Raw genomic sequence first — 24,425 nt, forward strand, 5'->3', positions numbered from 1 at the left:
GTGCATGTAAGGCTAGTTGAAATGCCTTGGTGGTGCGTGTCTCGGAAGATGAATAAGGTGTAGGCCGAGTTGCTTAGCCTGCTGCACGGCTAAGTGGCTAGGAGAGGCGAGGTGTGCGAGGCTTGCGACTTGAGTACGAGTCGCTTTCATAATTAATTCCGTACTGCAGCGGCTACTCATCAAGATATGGCAATCTTTCAGGGCATGTTGAGCAATCATTGCCTTACCAATAAGCTTATCCAGTGCATTATGTCGACCAATGTCTTCAGCAAACGCTACAATTTTTCCAGATTTGTCCAGCAGCATGGCACCATGAATGGCTCCAGATGCCTGACCAATTACTTGATGCTCCGAGAAAGTTGCTTTAACGCTGAGCCATTTCTCATCAGATAAAGTAGGTATGGGGTGATAAGGTGTCAGCTTAGGGAACGCTTGCTCGACTGCTTCGATGCCACATAAACCGCAGCCGCTGGCTCCGCGTCTTTGTCGCATAATAGAGCGACTTCTTTGTAATGCTCGGTTTGTGAGTACTAAGTTTGCCAATATATGGTGTGGCGAACTGAGTGGGTCGCAGGCTTCAATAGAGCGAAATTCGATGTCTAATATTTCACTAGCTTGATTAATAAGGCCTTCAGAGAAGGCGAACCCCGTTACAAAAGCCTCTACATCAACGTCTGTGACCATGATTACTGCGTAATTTACATCGTTGATACTGATTGCGATGGGGGTTTCTTGAACCAGCTCCGTCTCATGCAAACCATGACTATCCATGTAGCTGTTCGTTACTGTGCCTAAAGACGCCATAATCCTACTCACTGATGCCAGACTGATTTTATGATATTGAATCAGGTACCTTACCTGAAAGATACGACTCACACATGTCTATTTAAGACTGCCAAGTGACTTTGGCAACATAACTTTCAATCTTTAGCTTTATCAGGGCTTCTAGCCATAGGTTTTGGCTGGTCTGAAGGCGGTCGTTCGGCGCTTTCACTTCGATAAAGCGGATGCTTTTTTCCTCTGTCATAAATTGGATTAAGTCAGGCATACCACGTTTATGTTGACGTAAATCCTGCTCCAAATAATCAAACATTCCTCTCAGTTGTTCACTCGAAATGTTGTCTAGCGCAAGGTTGATCAGCTCCTCTGTTAAGCTTGGCCAATGAATAAATGGGCACTGGAGTGAATGTTTCTTGTGAAAATGACGACGAATAATTGCCTGATAGGAGCCATCAACAATGGTCGCTCTAAGTTTAGAAAGCTGATTGGCTCTCGCTTGGAAAAAGTCTTTGCTGTAAATATCCAGTGGCGCCGACTGAAAAGGGTGTAGAAACGCACCTTTAATAGGGGCATAGATGGCCTCCCAGAACAGAAGTGCCCACAAGCTTGGTATTAATCGATTCTCTACATAATATACAGGCGATGACGACGTGCTAAGAGTATGAGCGACGGCGTTCTCGACGCGATAGTCTGAAGCAGGCAGATGGAGTAATAATTCAGGAATCTCTATGGGCTTTGCTCTCTTTACCGGTAGGCCGAGCTTACGCTGTTGGCGGTGTAAGATGCGCTGTAAGTAAATGCTGGTTTCACTGTGCTGGATAGCCTTCAATGCGGACTGAGCGAGTTGGGTAATGCTTTCGGGGGAATCGTAGCGCTCCATAAGTCTAAGTTGGCGAACCAGAGCTGTATTGCTTTGTGTCGCGTCATACAGCGAAACGGCGTCTTTTAAAAGGTTGTTCTTTTCGAAGAGTTGAGCAAGCTTAAAACATACTCTTTTCCGTTTGGCTTCCAGCCACCTATTGTGACAAGCAGACAGTAAAAGAGGATCTATTTCTAAGGTGTCGGCACCATTAAGCAATGTGTTTTCAGTATCGGCTTGTAGGTCATCGAAATGCAAGTATCGGTCAATGTCTGAACGGTTTGTGAATGCTCTGAGCTCTGGTTGATAGGAGATGGATTCGTATTTGATATGCCCAAGCTCTGTCACAATAAACTCAGACCAGTCTTGTGCTAAATTGCCAAAAAACATCAGTTGAATTCGCTTATAAAAACTCGGGTATCGTAAGCGAATCCAATGGTCTGTATCTCCCCAGTCTTGTGCTGTCCTTGGTTTTTCCGCCCATTGAGAGCTTTTTAGACGCTGATACAGCGTATCTTTTCGTTCACTCTTTTTGGGCGGAACAGGGAAATGGCGATGACAAAACGTCCAGATAATTTCTTTGTTAAACTTTGAGTAGGCCTCGTCCAAAGAAATTAAGGGGGCCATCTCAATGAGCTTTAAGTCCTCAAGCAAGGCAACGGCCTGATTGGTGTTCTCAATTTCAGCGTATTGCAGAGTGCCTAGAGGGAACAGCTCCCCTTGACGCATAACCATTCGTACCAACAGTGCTTGGGCATCACGTGGAAGGTTTAAGATATCTTGTAGCTGTTGTATCTCTTCGGTACATAAGCAATCACAGTGATGCTTAAGTACCCACTGCCAAACGGTTAGTGCATTTTCTAAATAGTAAAATGGATTGGACAGTGAAGCGGCTTGTATGAAGTCTGATTTTTGCATATCAAGAATGTGTAAGAGGCTGTATTTTATAGCATTAGTTGATTTTGCAGACTGTCATTTTTTCTGAGACTCAGGCAAGATGTGTCTGTCTTTTAATTATGTATCAATATAATGCTAATCTTCTAAAGCATTATATCTCTCAAGATGGCAGCAGAGAGCTGCCCTGGAAAGAAGTTTACTCTCTATGGTTCAACCAAACAAAAAACTGCGCTGGCTGCCTCGCGGTCCACGATTGTGGGCTCTCCTTATTGTTACGGTCTTTGTGTTGTTTTTGATGATTTACGAAGGCTCCGTTGAAGATGATCAACGGGCTGAAAATTACCGAGCTCTTCCGAATAGTCGCATAGAGCTCACCCCGATTACGACACAAATTGCGACGGCACCACTTCCCCCTGATTTGAATGATCTTGCCCCGCCAACTGGTATAGGGGAGCGTGAACAAGCACCATCTGTTGTCGATCAGGTAGCCCAATCAGCGCCTAAGCCCAGAGTTGTGGAGCACCAAATCAAATCAGGAGACACTCTAGAAGGCATTTTTCAGCGCTACGGTTTTCCAATTAATACTCTTTATAGTGTGTTAGAAGCAGACCAAGAATACTTGGTACTTGAACCGCTTCAAGTAGGAGACAGTTTACGCTTTGAAACGAATGACAAAGATGAGCTGATTCGTATTTCCCGCAAAATTGACCCAAGTAAGACCATTGCATATGTGCAGCATGACAACGGTGGCTTCGTTTATAAAGAAGAATTGAAGCCTATTTCATGGAGTCAATTTACTAAGCACGGCGCAGTAGAAGGGAGTTTTTATCTGTCCGCTAAGCGAGCTGGGTTGTCGGATGCGAACGTGATGACGATCAGTGACTTGTTAAAAGGGCGTTTAGACTTTCGTCGTGATATCCGTGCAGGAGACCCATTTGATGTGGTACTTAAGCAAGGGGATGTAGACGGCGAAAAAGTTGGCAGTGAACAGGTCGAAGCGGTACGTATCAAGGTTCGAGGTCAATACTATCAAGCCTTCCTCAATAGCTCTGATGGCCGATTCTATGATGAGTCGGGGAACAGTTTAACACCGGCTTTGCGTCGTTGGCCTACGTCTGTGACTTACCGTGTTAGCTCTGGTTTCAACCCAAATCGAATGCACCCAGTCACAGGCCGTCCTTCGCCGCATAATGGTACAGACTTGGCTACGCCAAGTGGAACCAAGGTACTGGCAACAGGTGATGGAATTGTTACTCGTACAGCCAACCATCGTTACGCAGGTAAGTACATTGATATTGATAATATCGGTAAGTACAGTACGCGCTTTTTGCACTTGAGTAAGATCCTCGTTAAAAAAGGTCAACGAGTGAAACGTGGGCAAGTGATCGCATTATCTGGTTCCACTGGTCGAGTTACTGGGCCTCACTTGCATTACGAGCTGCATATCAATGGTCGTCCAGTTAACCCTATGAAAGCCAAGATTCCGACTATGCAGTCGATTCCTAAATCAGAGCGAGGGGAGTTTGATAAAGCCATCGCTAGCTGGACTGCAATGATGGATGCGAAAGACATATTGTAGAACGCATAAAAAAACCTGCCGCGGCAGGTTTTTTTGTGGAAGATAGTGCTACTCAGAAAGGCTGTGCTTTCTCGCTCTCGCTTCAGAGTGAGCACTTCGATGAAACTTATCGTGGGGTTTGGATTTTTGCCCCCCATCGTCATCTTGGAAGAAACTTGAGCGTTTAAACGCTTTCACTCGTTGTTCTTCAAGTTCACCTTGTTCAACGGCCTGCTTAACAGCACAGCCCGGTTCATTGGAGTGTGTGCAGTCATTAAAGCGGCATTTCTCCGCAAGCTTGGCGACTTTCTCAAGGCCAGAGACGGCGCTTAACGCTTCGTTAGCCTGCAACTCTCGTAGAGCTGGAGAATCCAGTAAAACCGCACCATTAGGAAGTCTAAATAAGGCATCTTGCTTGACTGAAAAGTGCGTTGTATCCGCCTCGACATCGATTAGGCTTCGTACTAAGCGAGACTTGCCTGACCCCGGAGCCCCCAAAATGGCAACGGTCTTGCCCTTTTTAAAGAAACCTTTTAAAGCTTCTAGTGGTTCGTCAGATTTAGTGTTTACCGTCTCAATCATCAGCAGAGGGTTTAATCGCTGAACTTGATCGCGTTTTTCTTCTACGCTGTCGCAAAGGTCTGCTTTGGTAAGGACCACAATGGCGTCTGCTTCCGCATCGTGAACCAGTTCTAAGTAACGTTTGATTAAGTCCAAATTAAATGACTCATCAAGAGCGCTGACAATTAAAACTGTGTCGATATTGGAAGCAATTAGATGTTGATCCTGATTGAAAAGCGCACTTCGGTCTAATTTTCGAACGAACTGGCTAGCCGCATCGACCACCACCCAATCCCCAATGGTCATGTTAGGCTGTGAGGTGTGTTTGGATAAAGAGATCAAGCCGTTTTCTGAAAGCAGAGCGTACTGTGAAGATTCTACTTGGCAAACACGTGCAATTTTGTGCAATTCTAGGTCATCCAATGACAACTGTTGCTGGAAGTAGGTTTGCCATCCTAGTTCAAACAAAGAGATAGATGCATCCATTAAGATAACTCCAGGTGCATAAACACCAACAAACGAGATAAAGAATAGCCACTAGAATGCAAAAGTAGCCGTTCCTGTGAACAATTGACTATGGTTAAAGAGTATCCAATAACAGCAAGTCAATCATATTCGAGAGTAGCACAGTGTTTAACCAGTACAAATGTCTTTTTTGAGTTTTGTGATTTTTCATAATGTGTAAGTTCGTGCATTAAAATAGGCATATTCTGTGCTTTGATTTACGGGTATTGCCGTTATCGATAAGGTAAGTAGTTACGGATATAAATAATGATGCCTATAAGCATTTTCTAGGGAGTCATAAGTATGTTGCTACACACAAATGTCTATCTGTTACTTGCGCTAGTCTTTGTCTTTTTAAGTATCAGTACGGCTGATGTCTATTTTCGAAGTGCTTGGGTGTGGGCTGCGGCTTCATTTTTTGCAGTCAGTCTTGCTTACCTGTTGAATAAACCTACCATTTTTCGCAAACGTGCAAATGGCACCATTCCAATAGCGATTCGTTGGCTACTGTGGCCTTTCCTTTGGATGACACAATGCTATAACGCGGTTGCCCGTCGACGTGACAAGGTGCCTGCAATCCAAGAAGTGGAGCCAGGGCTATTTTTAGCACGTCGCTTATTTCCTTCGGACATACATTTTCTTCGTTATCACGATATCGGTGCAGTCTTAGATGTCACGGCAGAATTTGATTCCCTTAATTGGACTTTGTTGGGGGAAGAGATTGATTACTTGAATGTCCCTATTTTGGATCATTCAATCCCCACTGAAGCTCAAGTAGAGCGTGCTCTGAATTGGATTCATACTCACCGAAAAGATGGTCGTAGCGTAATTGTTCACTGCGCTCTGGGCAGAGGTCGTTCAGTATTTATGATGGCGGCTTACTTGCTTAGTCAACATCCAGATAAAACGCCCGCCAGTGTTCTGAAGCAGATCAAAGCTGTTAGGAAAAGTGTTCATCTAAATAGAAAGCAACTGCATGAACTGACAACATTGCATCACAAGCACACCTTAAAGGTGAAAAATAGCGCTTGGTTGATCGCAAATCCAGTTGCTGGAACACGCCAATGGGAACATAGCAAAGCGCAGATTCTTGAGTTATTAAGCCCTTACTATGATCTCAACATAAAGACCACTTCAGAGGAGCGGAATGGTAGTTTTTGGGCCAAACAAGCGGTTGCAGCAAAGCCTGACCTAATCATTGCCTGTGGTGGCGATGGAACCGTGGCGGAAGTTGCGCAAGAGTTAGTGAATACACGAATCAAACTGGGGATCATTCCTCTCGGCACAGCGAATGCATTGAGTTATGCGCTGTGTGGGATTGGGGTCAAAATCAACCCGATTCAAACTGCCTGTATGGCATTAATTGAAGGGATTGAACGTCGCGTCGATACAGCCAAATGTAATGACGAGGTGATGCTCATGCTTTGTGGTGTTGGCTTTGAGCAGCAAATGATTGTCAAAGCTGATAGGAGTAAGAAAAATACCAGTGGTCAATTGGCTTATCTGCAAGGCCTCTCTGAAGCAATTAGTGCAAATGAGTCTACGACTTATCAAGTCTGTATTAATGATCATGAAACCATTGAAATTAATACGCCGAGTTTGACGATCGCCAATGCCGCGCCAGTGACTACATTGCTTGCACAGGGTAAAGGTGCGCCAGATATCTCTGATGGTGTGATGGATTTGACGTGGTTGTCCCCAGACAGAGCCCAATTACTGAATTTATTGGAGCTTGTAGGACACGGCCTAACAAATCGGCTGGAGGATCATGTCTATGAAGGGGTCAACCATACCACTGCATATCGTGTGTCTTTGAAGTCCAGTAGTACGATGGAATATGTTTTGGATGGCGAGAATCGTAGCGCTGATCAAATTACGATAGAGATGATTCCAAAATCTCTTTCTGTGATGGTCCCTGCGAAACTTGAGAGTACGAAGAGCAAAGTTGAAGAGCGTTTGATGAAGCACTCTTCATAAACACTCTTCACAAAGGAGATAGGTACGTTACTCGCTTTCTAATCGGAGCTTTAATGTACCTGAAACTTCACCTGCACCATCTGCAGTTGGTGCATCAAAATCCAGCTCATATTTACTTCGGGTGGGGGCAAATGTTCCGATCAATTTCTGGTTGATAACGATCTGGTAGGACTCTGTAAACGTTACATTAAGAGGTTCTGACATAGCATTTTCGACCAGAAAGTTTTCTGTCAACTTTACAATACGAGACTCACCACGAACCCATTTTCCAACGAGAGATGGTGCTTTGAAGGCGCGGTCTTTCGCCACTTCAACAGCGGATAAGTGTAGCTGCAGCACGTCACCTTTATTAGGGTGCTCACGACGTTGCTCTACACGCTGATCAAGTTCAACAATCTGCGCAGTCAGTTGTCCGGTATAATCTTTTAGCTCACTAACTTTACTTTTCAATAAAGCTGAGTCATCCGTGGAAGGGATGGACAATTCCTTTTTGTCGACTGAGTGACCAAGTCTTTTTTCTAACTCTTCTACATTTTGCTTCGCGAGTAGCTCAAGTCTTTTGTATTGAGCTAACAACTCATCATGAGATTCAGCGTTGTTCTCTTGAGAGGCTTCAATGTTGCTAACAACGGCTTCTTTAGCCGTTTGCTTTGGCGTTAGCGCTTCACTTGGCTCAGTCGTTTTCACTACCGGCTCTTGGGCAGGCGCTCTGTCTGACGTGGAAATAGTGGGTAAGGAACACGCTGCCAACAATAGTGGAAGAAAAAGAAAACCAGTGCGTAAGATCCTCATGTTCAAAAAAATTCCTAAAGTGAATGAAATATGCGCCAAGTATGCGGTAATGGGGGAGTGATGTCGAGTCAGGGAATGCGCAACAAATCGAGGGATCTTAATGTTCCCTCGATTTGTTGCTTAGCGTTTATTGCTGCTGGTTCCAGCTAATGCAATCTTCTAAAGAGATGCCTTTGCCACCAAAGATATCTAATGCACTGCCAATGGTTAAATCCACTTCACCATTTGACAATTCATGCACTCTCTTAAGGTCGTTCAAGGATCGTGCTCCACCAGCATAGGTGACGTCGATAGGGCAGCCTTGACCTAACAAAGCTACTAACTTCTCATCAATGCCAGCTTGCAGGCCTTCAACGTCTGCCGCATGAATCAAGAACTCGTCACAGTGATTGGCAAGCTCAATTAAGTTTTCCAAATTGACTTCAGTTGAGGTCACTGTTTGCCAGCGGTCAGTTGCAATAAACCAACTGTCACCCACTTGACGGCAGCTTAAATCAAGTACCAAACGGTCGGTCCCTGTCTCACGCTTAATCTTGTCTAAGCGGTCCCATGAGAACTCTCCGTCTTGAAATAGATAAGATGTCACGATGACGTGAGATGCACCGGCTTTTAGATATTCAGCGGCATTTTTTACGGTCACACCACCGCCATATTGGAGGCCGTCAGGATAAGCTCGTAATGCGCTTAATGCTTCCAATTTGTTTTGTTTGTCTTTGCCCAGTGCAATAACGTGGCCACCGGTGAGGCCATGTTCACGATATAGGTTGGCGTAATAGGCTGCATCATAGTCGCTAATGAAGTTTTCTTTTGCGCCAGTATCATTCAAGCTCCCGCCTACAATTTGCTTAACTTTACCCTGATGTAGGTCGATGCATGGACGAAATAGTGTCACTGAAGGCTCCAGTATCCAATCAAAAAGGACAGTGATTGTAACGAACTTGTCAAAAGATGCGAAGCAAGATTATGAAACCTGCGTCTGCTGTTACAATACACTGCTCACAAATAACCTCTCTAGAGAACCTTATGTCGCTGAAAATCTCCAATACTGTTGAAATTCCTGATCATGAAATTGAGATGACGGCGATACGGGCGCAAGGGGCTGGCGGCCAAAATGTTAACAAGGTCTCCAGTGCCATACATCTACGCTTCGATATTTTGCAGTCGTCTTTGCCTGAGCGTATTAAAGAACCATTACTTGCTTTAAAAGACAGCCGTATTTCAAAAGACGGGGTCATTATTATTAAAGCGCAGCAGTTTCGCACTCAAGAAGCGAATCGTGAAGATGCCTTAAATCGTCTGCAAGGCTTAATTCTTGAGGCCATTCGTCCACAAAAAATGCGTCGCCCAACTAAGCCAACCAAAAGCTCGCAGAGAAAACGTCTTGATAACAAAAAAGCACGAGGTGCTATCAAAAGTCAGCGACAGGCAAAGTGGTAAATCAAGGTTTTATTATTAACAACTGATATAAGAAAAAATAGCTTATCTCTAATTGATATAAGCTTATTACTTTTTGTGTTGACTATCTTAGTTAATGAGACTCTAATGTAGCCCGCTGCGATGCACTGGGTGGCGTTGGCCGCTAGGTGTTGAAATTCTTATTGTAAAGAATGTGTAAGTTGGCTCTAAGTGAACTCATTAGTGACATTTATTGATCTAACGCAATGACCCATAAGCGCAGCTAATAAATAATTCGCATGTATGCTAACCATACATTCAGTGAATGACTTGGCATTAGTTGGCGACCAAAAGAAATAAGAGCATTGAAGTGCCTAGGAAGCGCCGCCGTTTTCTTACGTTAGACATGGGTTAAGATCATGATTAATGAAGCAGTTGTAGAGCTTTCGCGATTACAGTTTGCGCTCACAGCCATGTACCACTTTTTGTTTGTACCTCTGACTTTAGGCCTCTCTTTCCTTCTCGCGATTATGGAGTCTGTGTACGTCATTACTGGCAAACAGGTGTACAAAGACATGGTGCGCTTTTGGGGTAAGTTGTTCGGGATTAACTTCGCCCTAGGTGTTACAACCGGTTTGACTATGGAGTTCCAATTCGGAACAAACTGGTCTTACTACTCTCATTACGTAGGCGATATCTTTGGTGCGCCATTGGCGATCGAAGGTTTGATGGCCTTCTTCCTAGAATCCACATTGGTTGGTTTGTTCTTCTTCGGTTGGGATCGTTTAAGCAAAGTGAAGCACTTAATGGTGACTTGGCTGGTTGCACTAGGGTCTAACTTATCTGCATTGTGGATCTTGATTGCCAACGGTTGGATGCAAAACCCAGTCGGCTCTGAGTTTAATTACCAAACCATGCGTATGGAGTTGGTGGACTTCGGTGCTTTGTTATTTAACCCAGTGGCGCAGGTGAAATTTGTACACACTGTTTCAGCGGGTTATGTAACCGGTGCGATCTTCGTACTTGTTATTTCAAGCTACTACCTGCTTAAAAACCGTGATCTAGCCTTTGCTCGTCGTTCTTTCGCCATCGCTTCAGCGTTCGGTTTAGCCGCTACTTTAAGCGTTATCATCCTAGGTGACGAATCAGGTTACGAGCTAGGTGAAGTACAGCGAGTAAAACTGGCGGCGGTTGAAGCGGAATGGGAAACTCACGAGCCACCCGCACCGTTTACCGTGATTGGCTTCCCGAATCAGGAACTTGAAGAAACAGAATATGCTTTGCGTATTCCTGGGCTGATGGGCTTGATTGCCACACGTTCTCTCGATGAAGAAGTGGTAGGTATCAAAGAGCTAAAAGAATACCACCGTCAGCGTATCATTAACGGTATTTACGCTAATCAGTTACTAGCTGAACTGCGTGCTGGTAACGAAGATCCGTTGCTTAAAGAGAACTTTGATAAGGTGAAAGATGACTTAGGCTACGGTCTATTGGTGACAGCTTTCACTGAAGATCTTGATAACGTCACACCAGAGCAATTAGATATGGCGGTCGATTACTCGATCCCTAAAGTGGCGCCGTTATTCTGGTCATTCCGCATCATGGTGGCAGCAGGCTTCCTGATGTTGGTGACTTTCGCTGTAGCTTTCTACCAAAATGCCCGTCGCCGTATTGGTCAGAACCGTTTATTCCTCAAAGCCATCATGTTCACGCTACCACTACCATGGATTGCCTGTGAAACCGGTTGGTTTGTCGCTGAGTACGGTCGTCAGCCTTGGGCCATTGGTGAAGTACTGCCTGTTCACGTGGCGGTATCGAATCTAACAACAGGCCAGATTTGGTTGTCACTAGGTCTTATGACTGCTTTATACACTGTGTTCTTGATTGCAGAAATGTACTTGATGATCCGCTTTGCGAAACAAGGTCCTTCAAGTCTGCACACTGGCCGCTATGCGCTAGAGAAAGAAACAGACCAGCTTAAAGCGCAGGAGGTTTAAGATGGATTATGAAATGCTGAAAGTCATCTGGTGGGTATTGGTTGGCGTATTGCTGATCGGTTTTGCCATCACTGACGGTTTTGATATGGGCGTAGGGTCGCTTTTGAACGTTATCTCTAAAGACGATTCAGAGCGCCGCATTATGATCAACTCGATTGCCCCTCACTGGGATGGGAACCAGGTATGGTTTATCACAGCGGGTGGTGCTTTGTTCGCGGCTTGGCCTGTGGTGTACGCGACTTCGTTCTCAGGCTTTTACATGGCGATGATATTAACCTTGGCGGCTTTGTTCTTCCGTCCAATTGGTTTCGATTATCGTTCTAAACTTGAAGGCACTAAGTGGCGTAAAAACTGGGACTGGGGCATTGGCTTTGGTTCGGCTGTTCCGCCAATTATCTTTGGTGTGGCGTTTGGTAACCTGCTACAAGGGGTGCCATTCCAGTTTGATGAATACCTTCGTGTGACGTACACAGGCTCATTCTTTGCACTGCTTAACCCATTTGCGATTCTATGTGGTCTAGTGAGCTTGCTAATGCTGGTGACACAAGGTGGCGCTTGGTTGCTACTAAAAACTGAGGGCAACCTGTTTGCTAAAGTTCGTAAAGCAACCATGGTGTCAGGTGTACTAACGGCTGTGTTGTTTGCGTTAGCAGGCGTTTGGTTAGCCTACGGCATCGATGGCTACGTGATCACAAGTGAGTTCGATGGTAACTCTGCTATGACGCCATTGATGAAAACAGCTGAGGTTCAAGCGGGCGCTTGGTTGGCTAACTACAGTGTTTTCCCTGCCTTAATCTTAGCGCCGATTGTTGGCATTGCCGGTATGTTGCTAGCGGGTCTGATGGGCGCAGCGGGTCGTGGTGGTATGGCGTTCCTACTATCATCACTGGGTATTGCTGGCATCATCATGACTGCGGGTGGCTCTATGTTCCCATTCCTAATGCCGTCTTCTACTTTCCCAAGTATGAGTCTGACTATGTGGGATGCGACATCAAGTGAAACGACTATGATGATCATGTTTGTCGTGGCGTGTATCTTTGTCCCAATCGTGTTGTCTTACACTGTTTGGAGTTACTTCGTGATGTTTGGTCGTCTCTCTAAAGAGCACATCGCTAAAAACTCACATTCACTTTACTAAGATGCAATGGGGTAGGGAACCTGCCCCGCTATAAGGAGACATTATGTGGTATTTTGCTTGGGTGTTGGGTGTGCTACTAGCGTGTTCATTCGGCATCATCAATGCTGTCTGGCTTGAGTTTTCTGGCTACGACGGTGAATCTCCAGACGATTCAATGTAATCAAACTAAGGTTCAAATGACCTTATGATGTAAGGCTTTCGCGATGCGTAAACGACTAAAGACACCAGAGCAGCAGTTTCTATCTGAACTACAACAAGCAGAAAAGAAGCGCTTTCAGACTGTAAAATGGTTGGGCGTCTTAATTGCGTTGACGATCGTTGCGCAAGCCTTAGGTTTGGCAAAAGTCATCGCAGACTTGGTACTTGAGGGGAGCTTTCCCCTCAGTGCCGCATTGCTTGCAGGTGGCGCGTATCTTTTAAAAGTCGTGGTGCAATTTGTACGTGAACAACTATGTGCCAGTGCCAGCCGTAATATTCGTTTTTCACTTCGTAAACGCTTAATTAATCATTTAACGAAACTTGGTCCTAATCGTCTGCAATTGGACGAAGATGCAGGGCTATCGACTCGCGTTTATGAACAAGTTGACGCACTTGATGACTATTACAGTCGTTATGTGCCACAAGTTTTCCTAGTCACTTTTATTCCTTTGACGATCATGTTGGCTGTGCTGCCCGTATCATGGATCGCCTTTTTTATCTTTGCGTTTACGGCGCCATTAGTGGTGTTCTTTATGATACTCGTTGGTCATAAAGCTGCGAACGCCAACCGTAAGCAGTTTAAGGTGTTATCGCTGCTATCGAATCAGTTTATGGATTTGAACCAAGGTATGGCGGAGTTGAAGCGTCTTGGTCAAACTCAAAGTGCTCGCGAGCGTTTGTCGCTGACAGCTTCTGAGTATCAGAAGACCACCATGGGGGTGTTGCGTTTGGCATTTCTGTCTACGGGAACACTAGAACTCTTTTCATCCGTAGCGATTGCCATGGTTGCTTTGTATTTAGGGCTTGGCTTGTTAGAGCAACTGCCTTGGCAAACAGGTGTGTCGCCGGTCAGTTTATTTGCCGCATTTTATTTATTGTTACTTGCTCCAGAGTTTTATTTACCGCTTCGTCAGCTTGGCAATGACTACCATGCTAAGCAAAAAGCCGAGGCGGCGGCGACCGACATTCAAGCAATTCTTGATGTTGAATTGAATGCATCAAGTGAGCATAAGCAAGTATCGGTACATGAAGTATCAGCACTTTCATTGACGCCTATGATTGAGCTAGTTGACTTACATTGGCAACAAAATGGTCGAACTCGATTGGCTAATATCTCGGCTGCTATACAGCAAGGTGAGCGGGTGTGGCTAAGAGGAGAATCTGGAGCAGGTAAGTCAAGCTTGATGTCTATTCTGCTTGGTTTTGAACAGCAATATCAAGGATCTATCTTGATTGAAGCTACGCCACTTTATCCGATGGATATGCAAGCTTGGCGTCATCGTTTGGCTTGGTTGCCGCAACAGCCGGAATGGGTGCAAGGCACGATTCGTCAAAACCTAGAGCTTGGACTTGGTCATTGTAGTGACGATGCATTACGCACGGCTTTGATTAAATCCCATTGCTGGGACTTTGTTGGCCAGCTGAGATTTGGTTGGGATACCCCGATCAGCGAAGCAGGAACAGGGTTATCTGGTGGACAAATGCAGCGTTTGTCTATCGCCCGAGCTCTGCTAAGTCAGGCGGATATTTGGTTATTAGATGAGCCTTGTTCTGGGCTCGATTCAGAAACGGCTGAGCAAGTTTTGAATACTCTCGACGAAGCGAGCTTCGGAAAAACCGTATTGATCATCAGTCATGATACGCATCCTGTTGTGTGGGCAAATCAGCAATGGGTAATGACAAAAGAAGGTGTGCATGTCGAAACGCAAACCCCAATCTCTTACGTTTAAATCATTGCTGCTAGAAAACCCTTTTGGGTTATTGGTGGCAATGTTAGTTGGCATTATTTCAAGCCTAGCGGCCGTTGCGTTGTTAGGGATTTCTGGCTGGTTCCTCTCCGCAGCAGGTCTTGCTAGTGCAATGGGCGCAGCGCTGGTGTTTAACTTTTTCACACCGGGCGCATTGGTGCGTCTGATGGCCATCCTGAGAACCGCTGGACGTTATGGTGAGCAAGTGTTTTCCCACGATCATTTACTAGGCTTATTACGTAGTCTGCGTTTATGGGTGTGGGATCAGAGGGTTAATACGCCACAGGCCAAAGTTAATAAACAAACCAAAGGCGACTTGTTACAGCGCCTAGTTGGCGACTTGGATCAAATTATTAAGTGGCCATTAGCGGTCGTTATGCCATGGGTATATGGCTTAATCGGGTGTCTTGGCTTGTTGGCGTTGGGAGCATTTGTCTCGCCTGTGCTGATGCTGCCCATTGCCGTTTATGGTGTGGTGCAGTTATGGCTGATGCCATGGTTAGCTAATAGAGCCGCGTTGTTATCTGTTTATACGATGCAGGCTTTATCTGTGCACCGTCGAAGCCGTTTTATGTCGGTGTTTTCAGCTCTGATTACGTTAACCATTCGTGGTCATTGGCAACATTACAGTGAGCGCTTGGACAACTTAGATGAGCGTCAACGTAAGCTTCAAGCTCGTTTGCAGCGCAGTACGTCAATGACTAAATTGATCAGTCAATTAATGAGTTTTTTGTTAATTGGTAGTTTCTTCGTTTTATGTTTAGAGATCTCTGATCAAGGCATTAGTATTCAAGCTGAGGTGGAAGCCACATGGTTAGTGGCATTAGTGTTGGCAGCATTAGGCGTTAATGAGCTGATGCAACCCATTGCCAATGCTGTGTTGGCTCAAGGCCAGTCTAAAGTAGGCCTTAAGCGATTGAATCAGCTCGCGATATCACGCGCGAAACATGAATTAGAGCATGTGCAAGTTCTACCTTTTGCCAGCATTTCTCTACGCGAATTTAGCGGTCGATATGAGACATCTACCATTCATCTGCCGAAAGTGAATTTTGCTCTGGCTCGAGGTGGTTCAATGCGCCTTGTTGGCGCGAGCGGCTCGGGTAAGAGTACATGTTTGGCGGCGATAGCGGGAGATTTGAGTTATGACGGTGAGGTTTGGTTGGATGACCAGCGACTGACCCATTTAGATGCGCCATCATGGCGTAATCAGCTAGCCTATCTATCGCAGCAGTCGGTTATTTTCCAGCAGAGCTTAAGAGCGAACTTGTGTCTTGGTAATGCGACAGCAACGGATGCAGAGTTGTATCAAGTACTTCATACCCTAGGTTTAAAAGAGTGGGCCGAAGCTTTACCAAACGGCCTTGATACGCTTTTAGGTGCGCAAGGGCGTGATATTTCCGGTGGCCAGGCTCGCCGCATATGCCTTGCAAGAGTGTTGCTGCGTGGCTCACCACTGCTGATACTAGATGAGCCCTTTGATGGCTTAGACAGCGTTAGTATTGAGCGAGTGTGTGAGGCCTTAACTCATGGTCCATATCGTCCTGATTTTCTGATTTACGTGAGCCATATTGATACTGCCTTAGACCAGTATTCAAATTCGTGTTCCTTGAATTAAGGTCGGTTACGATTTCTTAATAGTTAATCGAGCTGCCAAAATGCAAAAAGCCCACTTCATGTGGGCTTTTAGGTTGAATATCAACTTGTGCCTAAGCAGTTTCTTCCGCCGCTTTAGCTTTTCTAAGCATGTCATGCAGAGTGTCCTTTAAATGCAGACGACGCTTCTTGAACTCTTCTTCTTCCATTGTGCTAGCTAGAACAATCTCTTTTTCGATGTTTTCAATTTCGTTTGTTAGGAAATGGTACTCATCAAATAAACGACGGAAATGAGTGTCGTGGACCTTCAAGTCATGAATTTGCTCTTTGTACTCAGGGAACTCATTTAGCAAGCTGTGATTTTCGATAGGCATTGTTCTTCTCCTTGATTGTTCTCTTAATCTCTAACTCAAGAGTACGCTTCTTTTGACTCAGGTAAATTGATTTCGGTCATTTGTAGAATAAATGCATAATTTTGGCGTTTTCAGGAAACTCTTGCCTATTTGAACAATATTACACTGCCTGCTTAGCACAGCTTGATGTCAAGCGTGCGTCATTCAAAAGAGCAATGATCTGTTGGGTTGGAGAGCACCTGACTTCGTCGTAATAGGCGTAGGTTGGGTGAAGAGCAGATGCGCTATTGAATTAACGATAAGAATAAATACGCCAGTACGTATAACGTTTAACTATCTTGCAGGTAATAAATTTATGACTTCAATTGAGCAACTTAAAGCCGCTCGCGAAAGCGCGCTTTCTCTCACTCAACATGGCGCTCCACAAGCAACAAGCAATCAGTTTTTTGGTGTTGGTCCAATCACCGACATGGCATTAAATGAAGTTGATGCTCGTCAACTTCGTTTTGAGTTCGACGCGTGGTTAGAAGAAAATTATCCAAAGCTGGATGACAAAGGGAATCGTATTGGCAGCTTTACAACGGCTGAAATCGGTCGTGGTATGCACCGTGGTTACCCTGCAGATAAAGTCCTAAACGACATGATGCGTGAAATTCACCGCTACTTTGGCTTCCCTAAAGCAAATAGCATGGCGGTTGGTCTGGGTGGCGGTCACAGTGGCTTCACTGCCGCAGCGCTTCACCTAATGACGGCGAACGATCCTTCTCAAATCGTTTACGTTGATACACCAAAGCCTGAATCAGAAGAAGGCAAAGCGGGTGGTTTCTTCCGCCAATCATGGGGTACTCAGTTAACTGAACTTCAGCGTTACGCTGCGAACGGTGATGAAAACCGTATCCTTTTTGCTGAGGGCGAAGGCGCGATCCCAAGTGCTTCTTTCTTACTTGAGAAAGGCGTTAAACTATTCTTCGGTGTCGGTCACGAAACAACGGGGGCGACCACTTACACGGAACAAGAAATCCGCAACCTTCTAGAATGGGTGGATGCTAACCCAGAAGAGCACCATGCGGTAATCGATGCGACGTCTCTTCTTGGTGCGATGCCATGGGCACAAGAGCTAGTAGATGGTGTGTTGACGAAATGTAATATGTTCATGCCATTCCAAAAGGCCATCGGTGGTATCTCAGGTTACTTCATCGTATCGCTAACTAAGCCAGCGCTAGCTCGTATCAATGCGAACCAAAAAGATCCAGCATGGGCGATCCCACGTCAGCTGAAAATTGCCGTGCCACGCGATGCAAAAGCACCTCTATCAAGCGAAAAAACAACGGATCTTGGTCCAATCTACGACGCTGAAAAAGATCAAATGCTGGGTGGTATCATCAACACATTCAGTACACTAGCGTTCGCAGAAACAACGTTCGCAGTGCTACGTAACGAGCGCATGATCGGTGATGTTTACACCCTAAACGCACGCTCGAAAGCAAACCGTGATCTTGTAAATCAGTGGATCGACAACAGCGAACTGTTCGAACTAGGCGTATCTAACACTGATTCTCGTGGTGCTGCGGTAACACTTCTAAAAGTCACTGACAGCGATATCACTGATGCAGACGTTCACAACCGCATCATCGTGAAGTCTAAGCAAATGCTTGGTTACGAAGGTATCACTCACGTAGACGGTACGCATGAGAAAGGTCTGGACGTTGCACGTTACGTGAACGCATTCCCAGGTTCTCCAGGTGACTACCGTGCTTGGATCGGTGGCATCCGTCCAAACGAAGATATTACTGCACTACTGGACAACATCCAGTACTGCTACCTACGTGCGAAAATTGCGGTTCTTGAGGAACTACTCGCTGAGCAAGGCGAAACGGTTGAAAGTGCCGTATCTGCTTCTGCTGGCGCTGATGTTCGTCTTGACGACGCTGACCGTGCTTACAAAGTACTGATCGCGGATCTCGTGGGTATGGTTTTCGATGCCGATGGACAAGCAGATTGTCGTGAAGTAGCAGCCTACATCAAATCTCAAGGTGGTGAGTTCCACTTTGGTTCCGTTTCAGAAGCAGGCGACCTAGAAAAAGGTAAAGTACACTTCTTCTACCAGCCAAGCCTAAGCCGTGAAGACGAGCTACTAGCTGAAACGGGCGAAGGTCAATACGACGCTGTGATCGCTGCGGCAACATTCTTCCCAGCTGAATCTAAATTCGAGCTAGGTGGCGTACGTATCGGTGCCGGTACTGGCAACATGGGGTCTGCTAGCTGGGGTGGCGGTAACGGTGAAGGTGGTGTTGCACCACTGATGAATACGCCAAGCTTCAACTCTCGTGCGACGGCACAAGCAGCCATGAAAGCGCTTCTTAAAGTGCTTCCAGATCTACAAGTCAGCGCAATGCACGATCGCGTGGTTGCGGGCGACTTTGACACAGGTAAGAATCTAGCAGAGTTCCCAACAACGAAACTTGAAGGTAAGAAACTTGCGGTGGTTGGCTACGGCAACATCGGTCGTGAAGTAGCGAAACTAGGGGCAGCATTCGGCATGAACGTATCTGTATACGCTCGTCCAGCTCATCAGAAGTGGATCGAATCTGAAGGCTTCACTTACGCTGCTAGCATCGTTGAAGCGGCACAAGATGCTGACGTTCTTAGCCCACACACTGGTCTAGGTGCATTCAACGCTGAAACTGGCAAGTTTGCTAACTCTGACATCATCAACGCAGAAGTATTCTCTGCAATGAACCAAGGTGCAGTACTCGTGAATTACGACCGCGGTGAAGTGGTTGACATCGAAGCGCTTGACGCGGCTCTAGCAAGCGGTCAAATCCGCTATGCTGCAATCGACGCTGACCTATTCAAAGATCCTGAAACGGGTGCTTTGTCTGGTCCAATGGTGCCATACCGCAACATCTACGAGAAACACGTCGGTAAGATGGAGCTTCTACCACACGCTGCAGCGGACACTGAGCATGTTTCTCGTGTAGAAGGTGCTAAGCAAGCCGTTGATCAGATTCTATCTGTGATCAAGTACCGCAAAGTCGTGAACCTTAAAGGTGATCTACCAGCTGGTTACACAGATGGTGGTGCGAAGACAGTTAACGGTGTAGGCAAAGTGAACTCAAGTTCTGTTGCTAGCCTATCTGACGAGCAGATCAAACAACTTGCTGACAGCGCGACGCAATTAGCGGCATACTGGGGAGCAATCAACGCAACTCAAGACGCAGACAAACGTGCGGCACTTGTGGCTGAATACACTGAAATGATGGTGTTGAACTCGAATATCTACGGTACGCTGCTAGCTCAGAACGGCCTTCAAGGTCCATTTGGCAAATAATAGTAGTATCTAGTTACACTTAGATATCTCAGAAGCCGCATCAACGCCGTGACGTAAGTCCTGTTGATGCGGCTTTTTGATAGGGGGCCATTAGATACATAAGGGGGATAGATTGAATTCAATGGAAAAAGAATCCGCCATTAAGATTTTTGATGCAGCGATTGATGCGGTAGCAGGCTTTAATGCAACGCAGCGTGCGGTTGCTGCATTTGATGGTTTTGTGCCAGATCAGATCATTGCAGTGGGTAAAGCGGCCAGTGGCATGTGTGCAGGCGCTTTAGCGGCACTTGGTAATGATTGTCCTGCGTTTCTAGTTACCAAGTATGACCACACGGAACAAGCCATGTGGGATGCGAAAAATGTGACGGTGATTGAATCTGCGCACCCAGTGCCAGATCAGCACTCGTTAGACGCTGGCTTACAGATGCTGGATACCGTTGAGTCTATGTCAGCAGGAAGCAAGCTACTGTTGTTGGTTTCTGGCGGTACCTCGGCGCTTTCTGAAGCCTTGCCTGAGGACGTCACACTAGAAGACTGGCAACAGCTAACGGATCAAATGTTGGCGGCAGGCTATAACATTGGCCAAATCAATGCTCGCCGTAAAGAAACGTCTTTGATTAAAGATGGTAAATTGCTGGCAAATTTTAAAGGCGCAGAAGTTCGCGTCTTAGCCATTTCTGACGTTGAAGGCGACAGTATCAGCACCATTGGTTCAGGGACCGGTGACACAAAACGCTGTCCGTCGACTGCAAGTATTGATTTGATTGCAACCAACGAAGTGGCTCGTATGGCTGCTGCGGATAAAGCGAAAGCGCTTGGCTTTACAGTCAAAGATAACCAAGAGTGTTTATACGACGACGTGGCCGTTTTGTCTGAACGCATTGGCCAATATATCGCGAAAGCAGAGCAGGGGGTTTATATCTACGGTGGTGAACCAACAGTGAAACTGCCTGAAAAACCTGGTAACGGTGGTCGTAACCAAGCGCTAGCACTAGGACTTGCTCAGCATATCGTAGGTCGTGATGATGTGTTGGTATTGGTGGCGGGTACCGATGGCAGTGATGGCCCAACAGATGCTGCGGGCGGCATTGTTGATGGCTCAACGGCAGCGGATATTGAAGGGGCTCGTGATGCGCTAAAACGTGCTGATGCAGGAACATACTTGCGTGAGCATGGTGGCATCTTTATCACAGGCCCGACCAATACGAATGTAATGGATATTGTGATCGCGATTGTTCGCTAATTAATAAAAGAAGACAGTCATAAAAAAGCTCCAGTCCTATTAGGGCTGAAGCTTTTTTGCTCTATTAAAGAGTTGCTAATTAGAATGTAAAGGTTACATGTGGCGCGGCATTATTGTCATCTTCGATAGAAGGTGAACATAAGAATACGCGAGAAGACTGAATGCCATTATCAACCAGATAGCGTTTTAAAGACTCGGCACGCTGATTGGCAAGCTCTAATAATTCCGCCTTTTCGTCTTCGGTTAAAGATTTGTAGGTCTTATCTTCACTAATGTCTTTTACGACTGATACACCACACGCTTTTAACTCTGCACCCTTACGATCTTTCATCAGTTTGATCATCTGATCTAAGAAGGCTTCTTGCTCCGGTGCAGTGATGTCCTCTTCTCCTAAAGCGTATTGCAACGGTTCTACGCGAAGACGTAGGGCTTGTTCGCCCGCAAACTGCACCAGCGAAATCACGTTGGCATAAGGGACAAAGGTTTGCATTAAGTAGGTACTTGAGGCTTTAAATAGTCCTTGTCTGATCGGTAACAAGAAGAAGTTCTGCCACTGGAAGTTTGGGTTTTCTATATCACCTTTCATGGGCAGATCTAAGACAATGTTATTGTCGCTGTTCTTCAGTGCATTGACAGCCAAATCTAGTGGTATTGCGCCAACTTGCAGTAGGGCATTGCTGTCTTTTTGTCCCCCCAGATCAAATTGTCGTAACACAATATGGGTATTACCGCTTAGCTCACCTTGATTGGCCGTAAGGTCTAAGTCCATATTAAGTTGCCCCGATTGAATCTGGTAGCCCAATGCGCTGGAAACGTAGGGTGAGACTGGCGGTAATTCGACTTCTCGAACCGTCGCTTTAGCCTGCATTGTCAGGCGCTCCGCCATCGGTTTAATGGAAGCGTTACTTTCGATGGTGGCATAGGCTCCATTTTTCGCTTTCAACTGAATAGTGGCGGCAGTGTCAGGGTCACGAGTATTGAGCTGATTAACGGTTAATTGCTCAATGTCTAAGACTCGACTCAGGGCAGGTGAAATACCTTTGTCAGAGAAACTAAATTGAGAGCCTGGCGATAACTCGATGCGATCAACCACCACATAGAATGGAGAGCTTTCGCTGCTCGAACTGTCCGTTGCTAGTTTTTCTGCTGTTTCAGCTTCACTTGTTGTAGCTTGTGATTGCCAGCTTTTTGGCAGTACTAAGTTAGCTATTTCTCTAGACTCGGACAGCGCCACTCCAGAAATAAGCTTATCAAACAGCACACTGTCTACGTTGATACCATCTTTTTGGACTTGAACTCGTTTAATGGTCAATGTGTCAAACTTGCCCAGAGCTGGTAAGTTTTGTTCTGAGTTTGGTTGAGAAGCGATTAGTCCATCAAGCTGAATCTGATCAATAGAGGCTTTAGCGCCTTCAGTGTCGACGCTGATCGATGGGGCATTACTAGAGATGCCTTTCAGATTCAGTAGCGTGCCTTTGTCCGTCGCACTACTGGTCAGGTTCGCCATTTCAAGGGTATTTTTCTTTGCCTCAAGTTTCTCTAGGCCTTGGTCATTTAGGCTCAGAAGAATCGACTCATTTACCAAGTTCAATTGATCCAGTAGTCCTGTCAGAACCTCATTTTGGGTGATGCCTAGCTGATTAAGAATGAGCTGATTCTGCTGAGCGTTGAGCTGCTGTTGGCCGTCTAATTGCTGCCACGCTAATTGGCTGTTTAATGAAATAGCATCGTAGCTAACGGACGTATTAGGTTGCTCATTTGGCAGGTTACGCAGCTCCAAATTTAATCCTTTGGAAGTCAGTTGTGTACCTGTTTTCACCGACAGGCCTTTATCAGACTGAGTGAATTCAGTGTTATTAAGTTGCAAATCAAGGTCTGCCAGAGCTGCATTGATATCAGGATTATCGAAAGCGAACGTACTTAACTGCACCGTTGTGTTGTTACTTTGAACATTCAATTGTTGAGCAGACTGGGTGATCTTGGCTTTGTTAAGTGCTAAACCAATGGACTGCAGTTGACCTGATAGATTCGTGCCTGCCACTTTGGTGTTGTCTAAATCAAAGCGTAATTTATCAAGCGTCACTGTCTGGCTTTGTTCTTCTAAATCCACATTAACAGGAAGATCCAGAGCCAAAGAGGCTGCTTCTAGCTGCTCTCCTGTTGGTAACTTTCCTGTCAGTCCTTCAGCCGTTAAGGCCACTACCGTGGCAATATTGCCTTGAGAATTTGCCAAATCTAACTGCGTCGCAACATCACTTAGTTGAAGTTCAGACTTCGTGATGTCGGCGCTGGTTTCACCAGAGCGCCATTTTGTTGAGCCTAGGGCGATAGTTGTATCACCATTGTGAACCGTCAGCTCGTCACCCGTCTTAGAAAGGTTTAACTCGTTTTTGAGGGCTAGGTTCTCTGTTTCTAATTGTTGATCGCCAAGTGTTACTTTCAAACCTTCAATATTGATCGAGCTGTTTGCTTGCGCATTGAGGCTTTGCGTTGTGTTCATCGACACGGTCACGTCGTTTAACTGAGTATCGAAGGTATTCCAAGCAATATTTTGATCGTTCTGCTGCAGACTGATATTTGAGCTGCCAACACTGATGCGAGGGGACTCAAAGGTCAATAGTGGCGCATCTTTAAAACGATAAGTGGTTTTAGTAGTGCCTTCCAATCGCAAGTCATTGGCTTGAACGGTGCCAATTTGATTTGGTAAAAAGTGCTTGAAATCAGTACTGGAGACGAGGATGTTCTCTAGATCTATCGATGCATCCAGCTTTTCTTTATCGGCTTGAATGTCGCCAGTTAAGTTAGCGATGGCATCATTCATGGAGGCGTTTAGCTCAAAAATACCTCGCCATTGAGAGAGCTCATGGGACACTTCAGCGATACTTAGGTGGTTGATGGCAAAGGTGTCGGTCCCTTTCTCTGTGCTGAGCGAAACGGAAATGTCCTTTATGTCAGCATTTCGAACAAAAAAGGTTGGGACGATGGTTGCTTCTTTGCCTGACTCAGCTTCTTCATCGTCTGCGGTGTTAGCTTCGGATGGGGGAATCGTAATGCCTGCAATGGTTAAGCTGTCTTCTAGTTGATTGACCTGAGTTTTGAATCCATTAATGGTCACATGGTTAACATGGAAGGCACCGAGGAAAAGTGGCCAAAAGTCTAGGCCTACACTTAAGTGCTCAAGGTGTAATGTTTCTTGCTCTTTTTGCTCAATGCTGACGTTGCTTAGATTAACTCCGATAGGAAACAGGTCAGGATTAATCTCATCAGCTGTCAATACCGCGTCATATTGCGCAAGGTAACGATTAGCCGCCCACTTGGTTAATACTGGGATTAATGACCAAATTAAAACCAATGTAATCAATATGGCGCTAATGATTAAAGCAGCTTTTTTGTGCCATGTTTGCATTGTAATGGCCTTATTTGCCATGAAGTTCTCCTTGCTGACAAGCTCAAGCGCGAAACGTCAATTATTTTACTGAGATAAAGAGAATAGTGTAAGAC

The 24,425-nt window shown here is 45.7% G+C and carries 17 protein-coding genes; 10 read left to right on the top strand and 7 right to left on the bottom strand.

Translation table 11 applies throughout. The features are described 5' to 3' along the window. Nucleotides 1-12 precede the first annotated feature (12 nt). Nucleotides 13-804, bottom strand: a complete 792-nt coding sequence (locus C8D85_RS14100) for a formate dehydrogenase accessory sulfurtransferase FdhD (protein ID WP_133563841.1) — start codon at nucleotides 802-804, stop codon at nucleotides 13-15. A gap of 82 nt (nucleotides 805-886) precedes the next feature. Beyond that, nucleotides 887-2,557: a VRR-NUC domain-containing protein gene (locus C8D85_RS14105; RefSeq protein WP_133563843.1), complete on the bottom strand. Its 1,671-nt coding sequence runs from the start codon at nucleotides 2,555-2,557 to the stop codon at nucleotides 887-889. Between the two features lie 184 nt (nucleotides 2,558-2,741). On the opposite strand from C8D85_RS14105, the gene C8D85_RS14110 reads away from it, so the two are divergent. Beyond that, complete coding sequence (locus tag C8D85_RS14110; RefSeq protein ID WP_228191169.1) at nucleotides 2,742-4,115, top strand: peptidoglycan DD-metalloendopeptidase family protein; 1,374 nt, start codon at nucleotides 2,742-2,744, stop codon at nucleotides 4,113-4,115. 48 nt (nucleotides 4,116-4,163) lie between these two features. On the opposite strand, the gene rsgA is transcribed toward C8D85_RS14110, so the two are convergent. Further along, nucleotides 4,164-5,141 (bottom strand): GTPase RsgA, encoded by a 978-nt coding sequence (gene rsgA, locus C8D85_RS14115; protein ID WP_133563846.1) that lies wholly within the window; start codon nucleotides 5,139-5,141, stop codon nucleotides 4,164-4,166. A 321-nt stretch (nucleotides 5,142-5,462) separates the two neighbouring features. Here rsgA and C8D85_RS14120 point away from each other — a divergent pair, with 321 nt between their 5' ends. Continuing rightward, on the top strand, nucleotides 5,463-7,136 hold the full coding sequence (locus C8D85_RS14120; protein ID WP_133563849.1) for a diacylglycerol kinase family protein: 1,674 nt from the start codon (nucleotides 5,463-5,465) through the stop codon (nucleotides 7,134-7,136). A gap of 27 nt (nucleotides 7,137-7,163) precedes the next feature. Here the strand turns inward: C8D85_RS14120 and C8D85_RS14125 are convergent, their stop codons facing one another. After that, nucleotides 7,164-7,823, bottom strand: a complete 660-nt coding sequence (locus C8D85_RS14125) for a hypothetical protein (RefSeq protein ID WP_133563852.1) — start codon at nucleotides 7,821-7,823, stop codon at nucleotides 7,164-7,166. Nucleotides 7,824-8,055: 232 nt separating this feature from the next. Next, nucleotides 8,056-8,820, bottom strand: coding sequence for a phosphoribosylformimino-5-aminoimidazole carboxamide ribotide isomerase (gene hisA / locus C8D85_RS14130; protein WP_133563855.1), 765 nt, complete (start codon nucleotides 8,818-8,820; stop codon nucleotides 8,056-8,058). 131 nt (nucleotides 8,821-8,951) lie between these two features. On the opposite strand from hisA, the gene arfB reads away from it, so the two are divergent. From arfB to C8D85_RS14160, 6 genes are all read left to right on the top strand, one after another. Beyond that, nucleotides 8,952-9,365: an alternative ribosome rescue aminoacyl-tRNA hydrolase ArfB gene (arfB, locus tag C8D85_RS14135; protein ID WP_133563858.1), complete on the top strand. Its 414-nt coding sequence runs from the start codon at nucleotides 8,952-8,954 to the stop codon at nucleotides 9,363-9,365. A 377-nt stretch (nucleotides 9,366-9,742) separates the two neighbouring features. Then, nucleotides 9,743-11,320 carry a cytochrome ubiquinol oxidase subunit I gene (locus C8D85_RS14140; RefSeq protein WP_133563861.1) on the top strand — a complete coding sequence of 526 codons (1,578 nt, stop codon included), beginning with the start codon at nucleotides 9,743-9,745 and terminating at the stop codon, nucleotides 11,318-11,320. 1 nt (nucleotide 11,321) lies between these two features. Beyond that, complete coding sequence (gene cydB / locus C8D85_RS14145; RefSeq protein ID WP_133563863.1) at nucleotides 11,322-12,458, top strand: cytochrome d ubiquinol oxidase subunit II; 1,137 nt, start codon at nucleotides 11,322-11,324, stop codon at nucleotides 12,456-12,458. Nucleotides 12,459-12,501: 43 nt separating this feature from the next. Next, nucleotides 12,502-12,618: a cytochrome bd-I oxidase subunit CydX gene (gene cydX, locus C8D85_RS14150; RefSeq protein WP_133563865.1), complete on the top strand. Its 117-nt coding sequence runs from the start codon at nucleotides 12,502-12,504 to the stop codon at nucleotides 12,616-12,618. Between the two features lie 43 nt (nucleotides 12,619-12,661). Then, the gene (gene cydD / locus C8D85_RS14155) at nucleotides 12,662-14,386 is read left to right on the top strand and encodes a thiol reductant ABC exporter subunit CydD (RefSeq protein WP_133563867.1); all 1,725 of its coding nucleotides are present in this window, start codon (nucleotides 12,662-12,664) and stop codon (nucleotides 14,384-14,386) included. Then, nucleotides 14,352-16,019, top strand: coding sequence for an amino acid ABC transporter ATP-binding/permease protein (locus C8D85_RS14160; protein ID WP_133563870.1), 1,668 nt, complete (start codon nucleotides 14,352-14,354; stop codon nucleotides 16,017-16,019). Before cydD ends, C8D85_RS14160 begins: the two co-directional genes overlap by 35 nt. Before the next feature lie 91 nt (nucleotides 16,020-16,110). Here the strand turns inward: C8D85_RS14160 and C8D85_RS14165 are convergent, their stop codons facing one another. Continuing rightward, the gene (locus C8D85_RS14165) at nucleotides 16,111-16,371 is read right to left on the bottom strand and encodes an HP1242/YdcH family protein (RefSeq protein ID WP_133563872.1); all 261 of its coding nucleotides are present in this window, start codon (nucleotides 16,369-16,371) and stop codon (nucleotides 16,111-16,113) included. Nucleotides 16,372-16,705: 334 nt separating this feature from the next. Here C8D85_RS14165 and C8D85_RS14170 point away from each other — a divergent pair, with 334 nt between their 5' ends. Then, nucleotides 16,706-19,681: an NAD(P)-dependent oxidoreductase gene (locus tag C8D85_RS14170; protein WP_133563874.1), complete on the top strand. Its 2,976-nt coding sequence runs from the start codon at nucleotides 16,706-16,708 to the stop codon at nucleotides 19,679-19,681. Nucleotides 19,682-19,802: 121 nt separating this feature from the next. After that, the gene (locus C8D85_RS14175; RefSeq protein ID WP_244937024.1) at nucleotides 19,803-20,924 is read left to right on the top strand and encodes a glycerate kinase type-2 family protein; all 1,122 of its coding nucleotides are present in this window, start codon (nucleotides 19,803-19,805) and stop codon (nucleotides 20,922-20,924) included. A 79-nt stretch (nucleotides 20,925-21,003) separates the two neighbouring features. On the opposite strand, the gene C8D85_RS14180 is transcribed toward C8D85_RS14175, so the two are convergent. After that, entirely contained in the window at nucleotides 21,004-24,351 is a 3,348-nt protein-coding gene (locus C8D85_RS14180; protein WP_133563878.1) for a DUF748 domain-containing protein, read from the bottom strand. Between the last annotated feature and the right edge of the window lie 74 nt (nucleotides 24,352-24,425).

The organism is Marinomonas communis, from assembly GCF_004363305.1.
Classification (GTDB): domain Bacteria; phylum Pseudomonadota; class Gammaproteobacteria; order Pseudomonadales; family Marinomonadaceae; genus Marinomonas; species Marinomonas communis.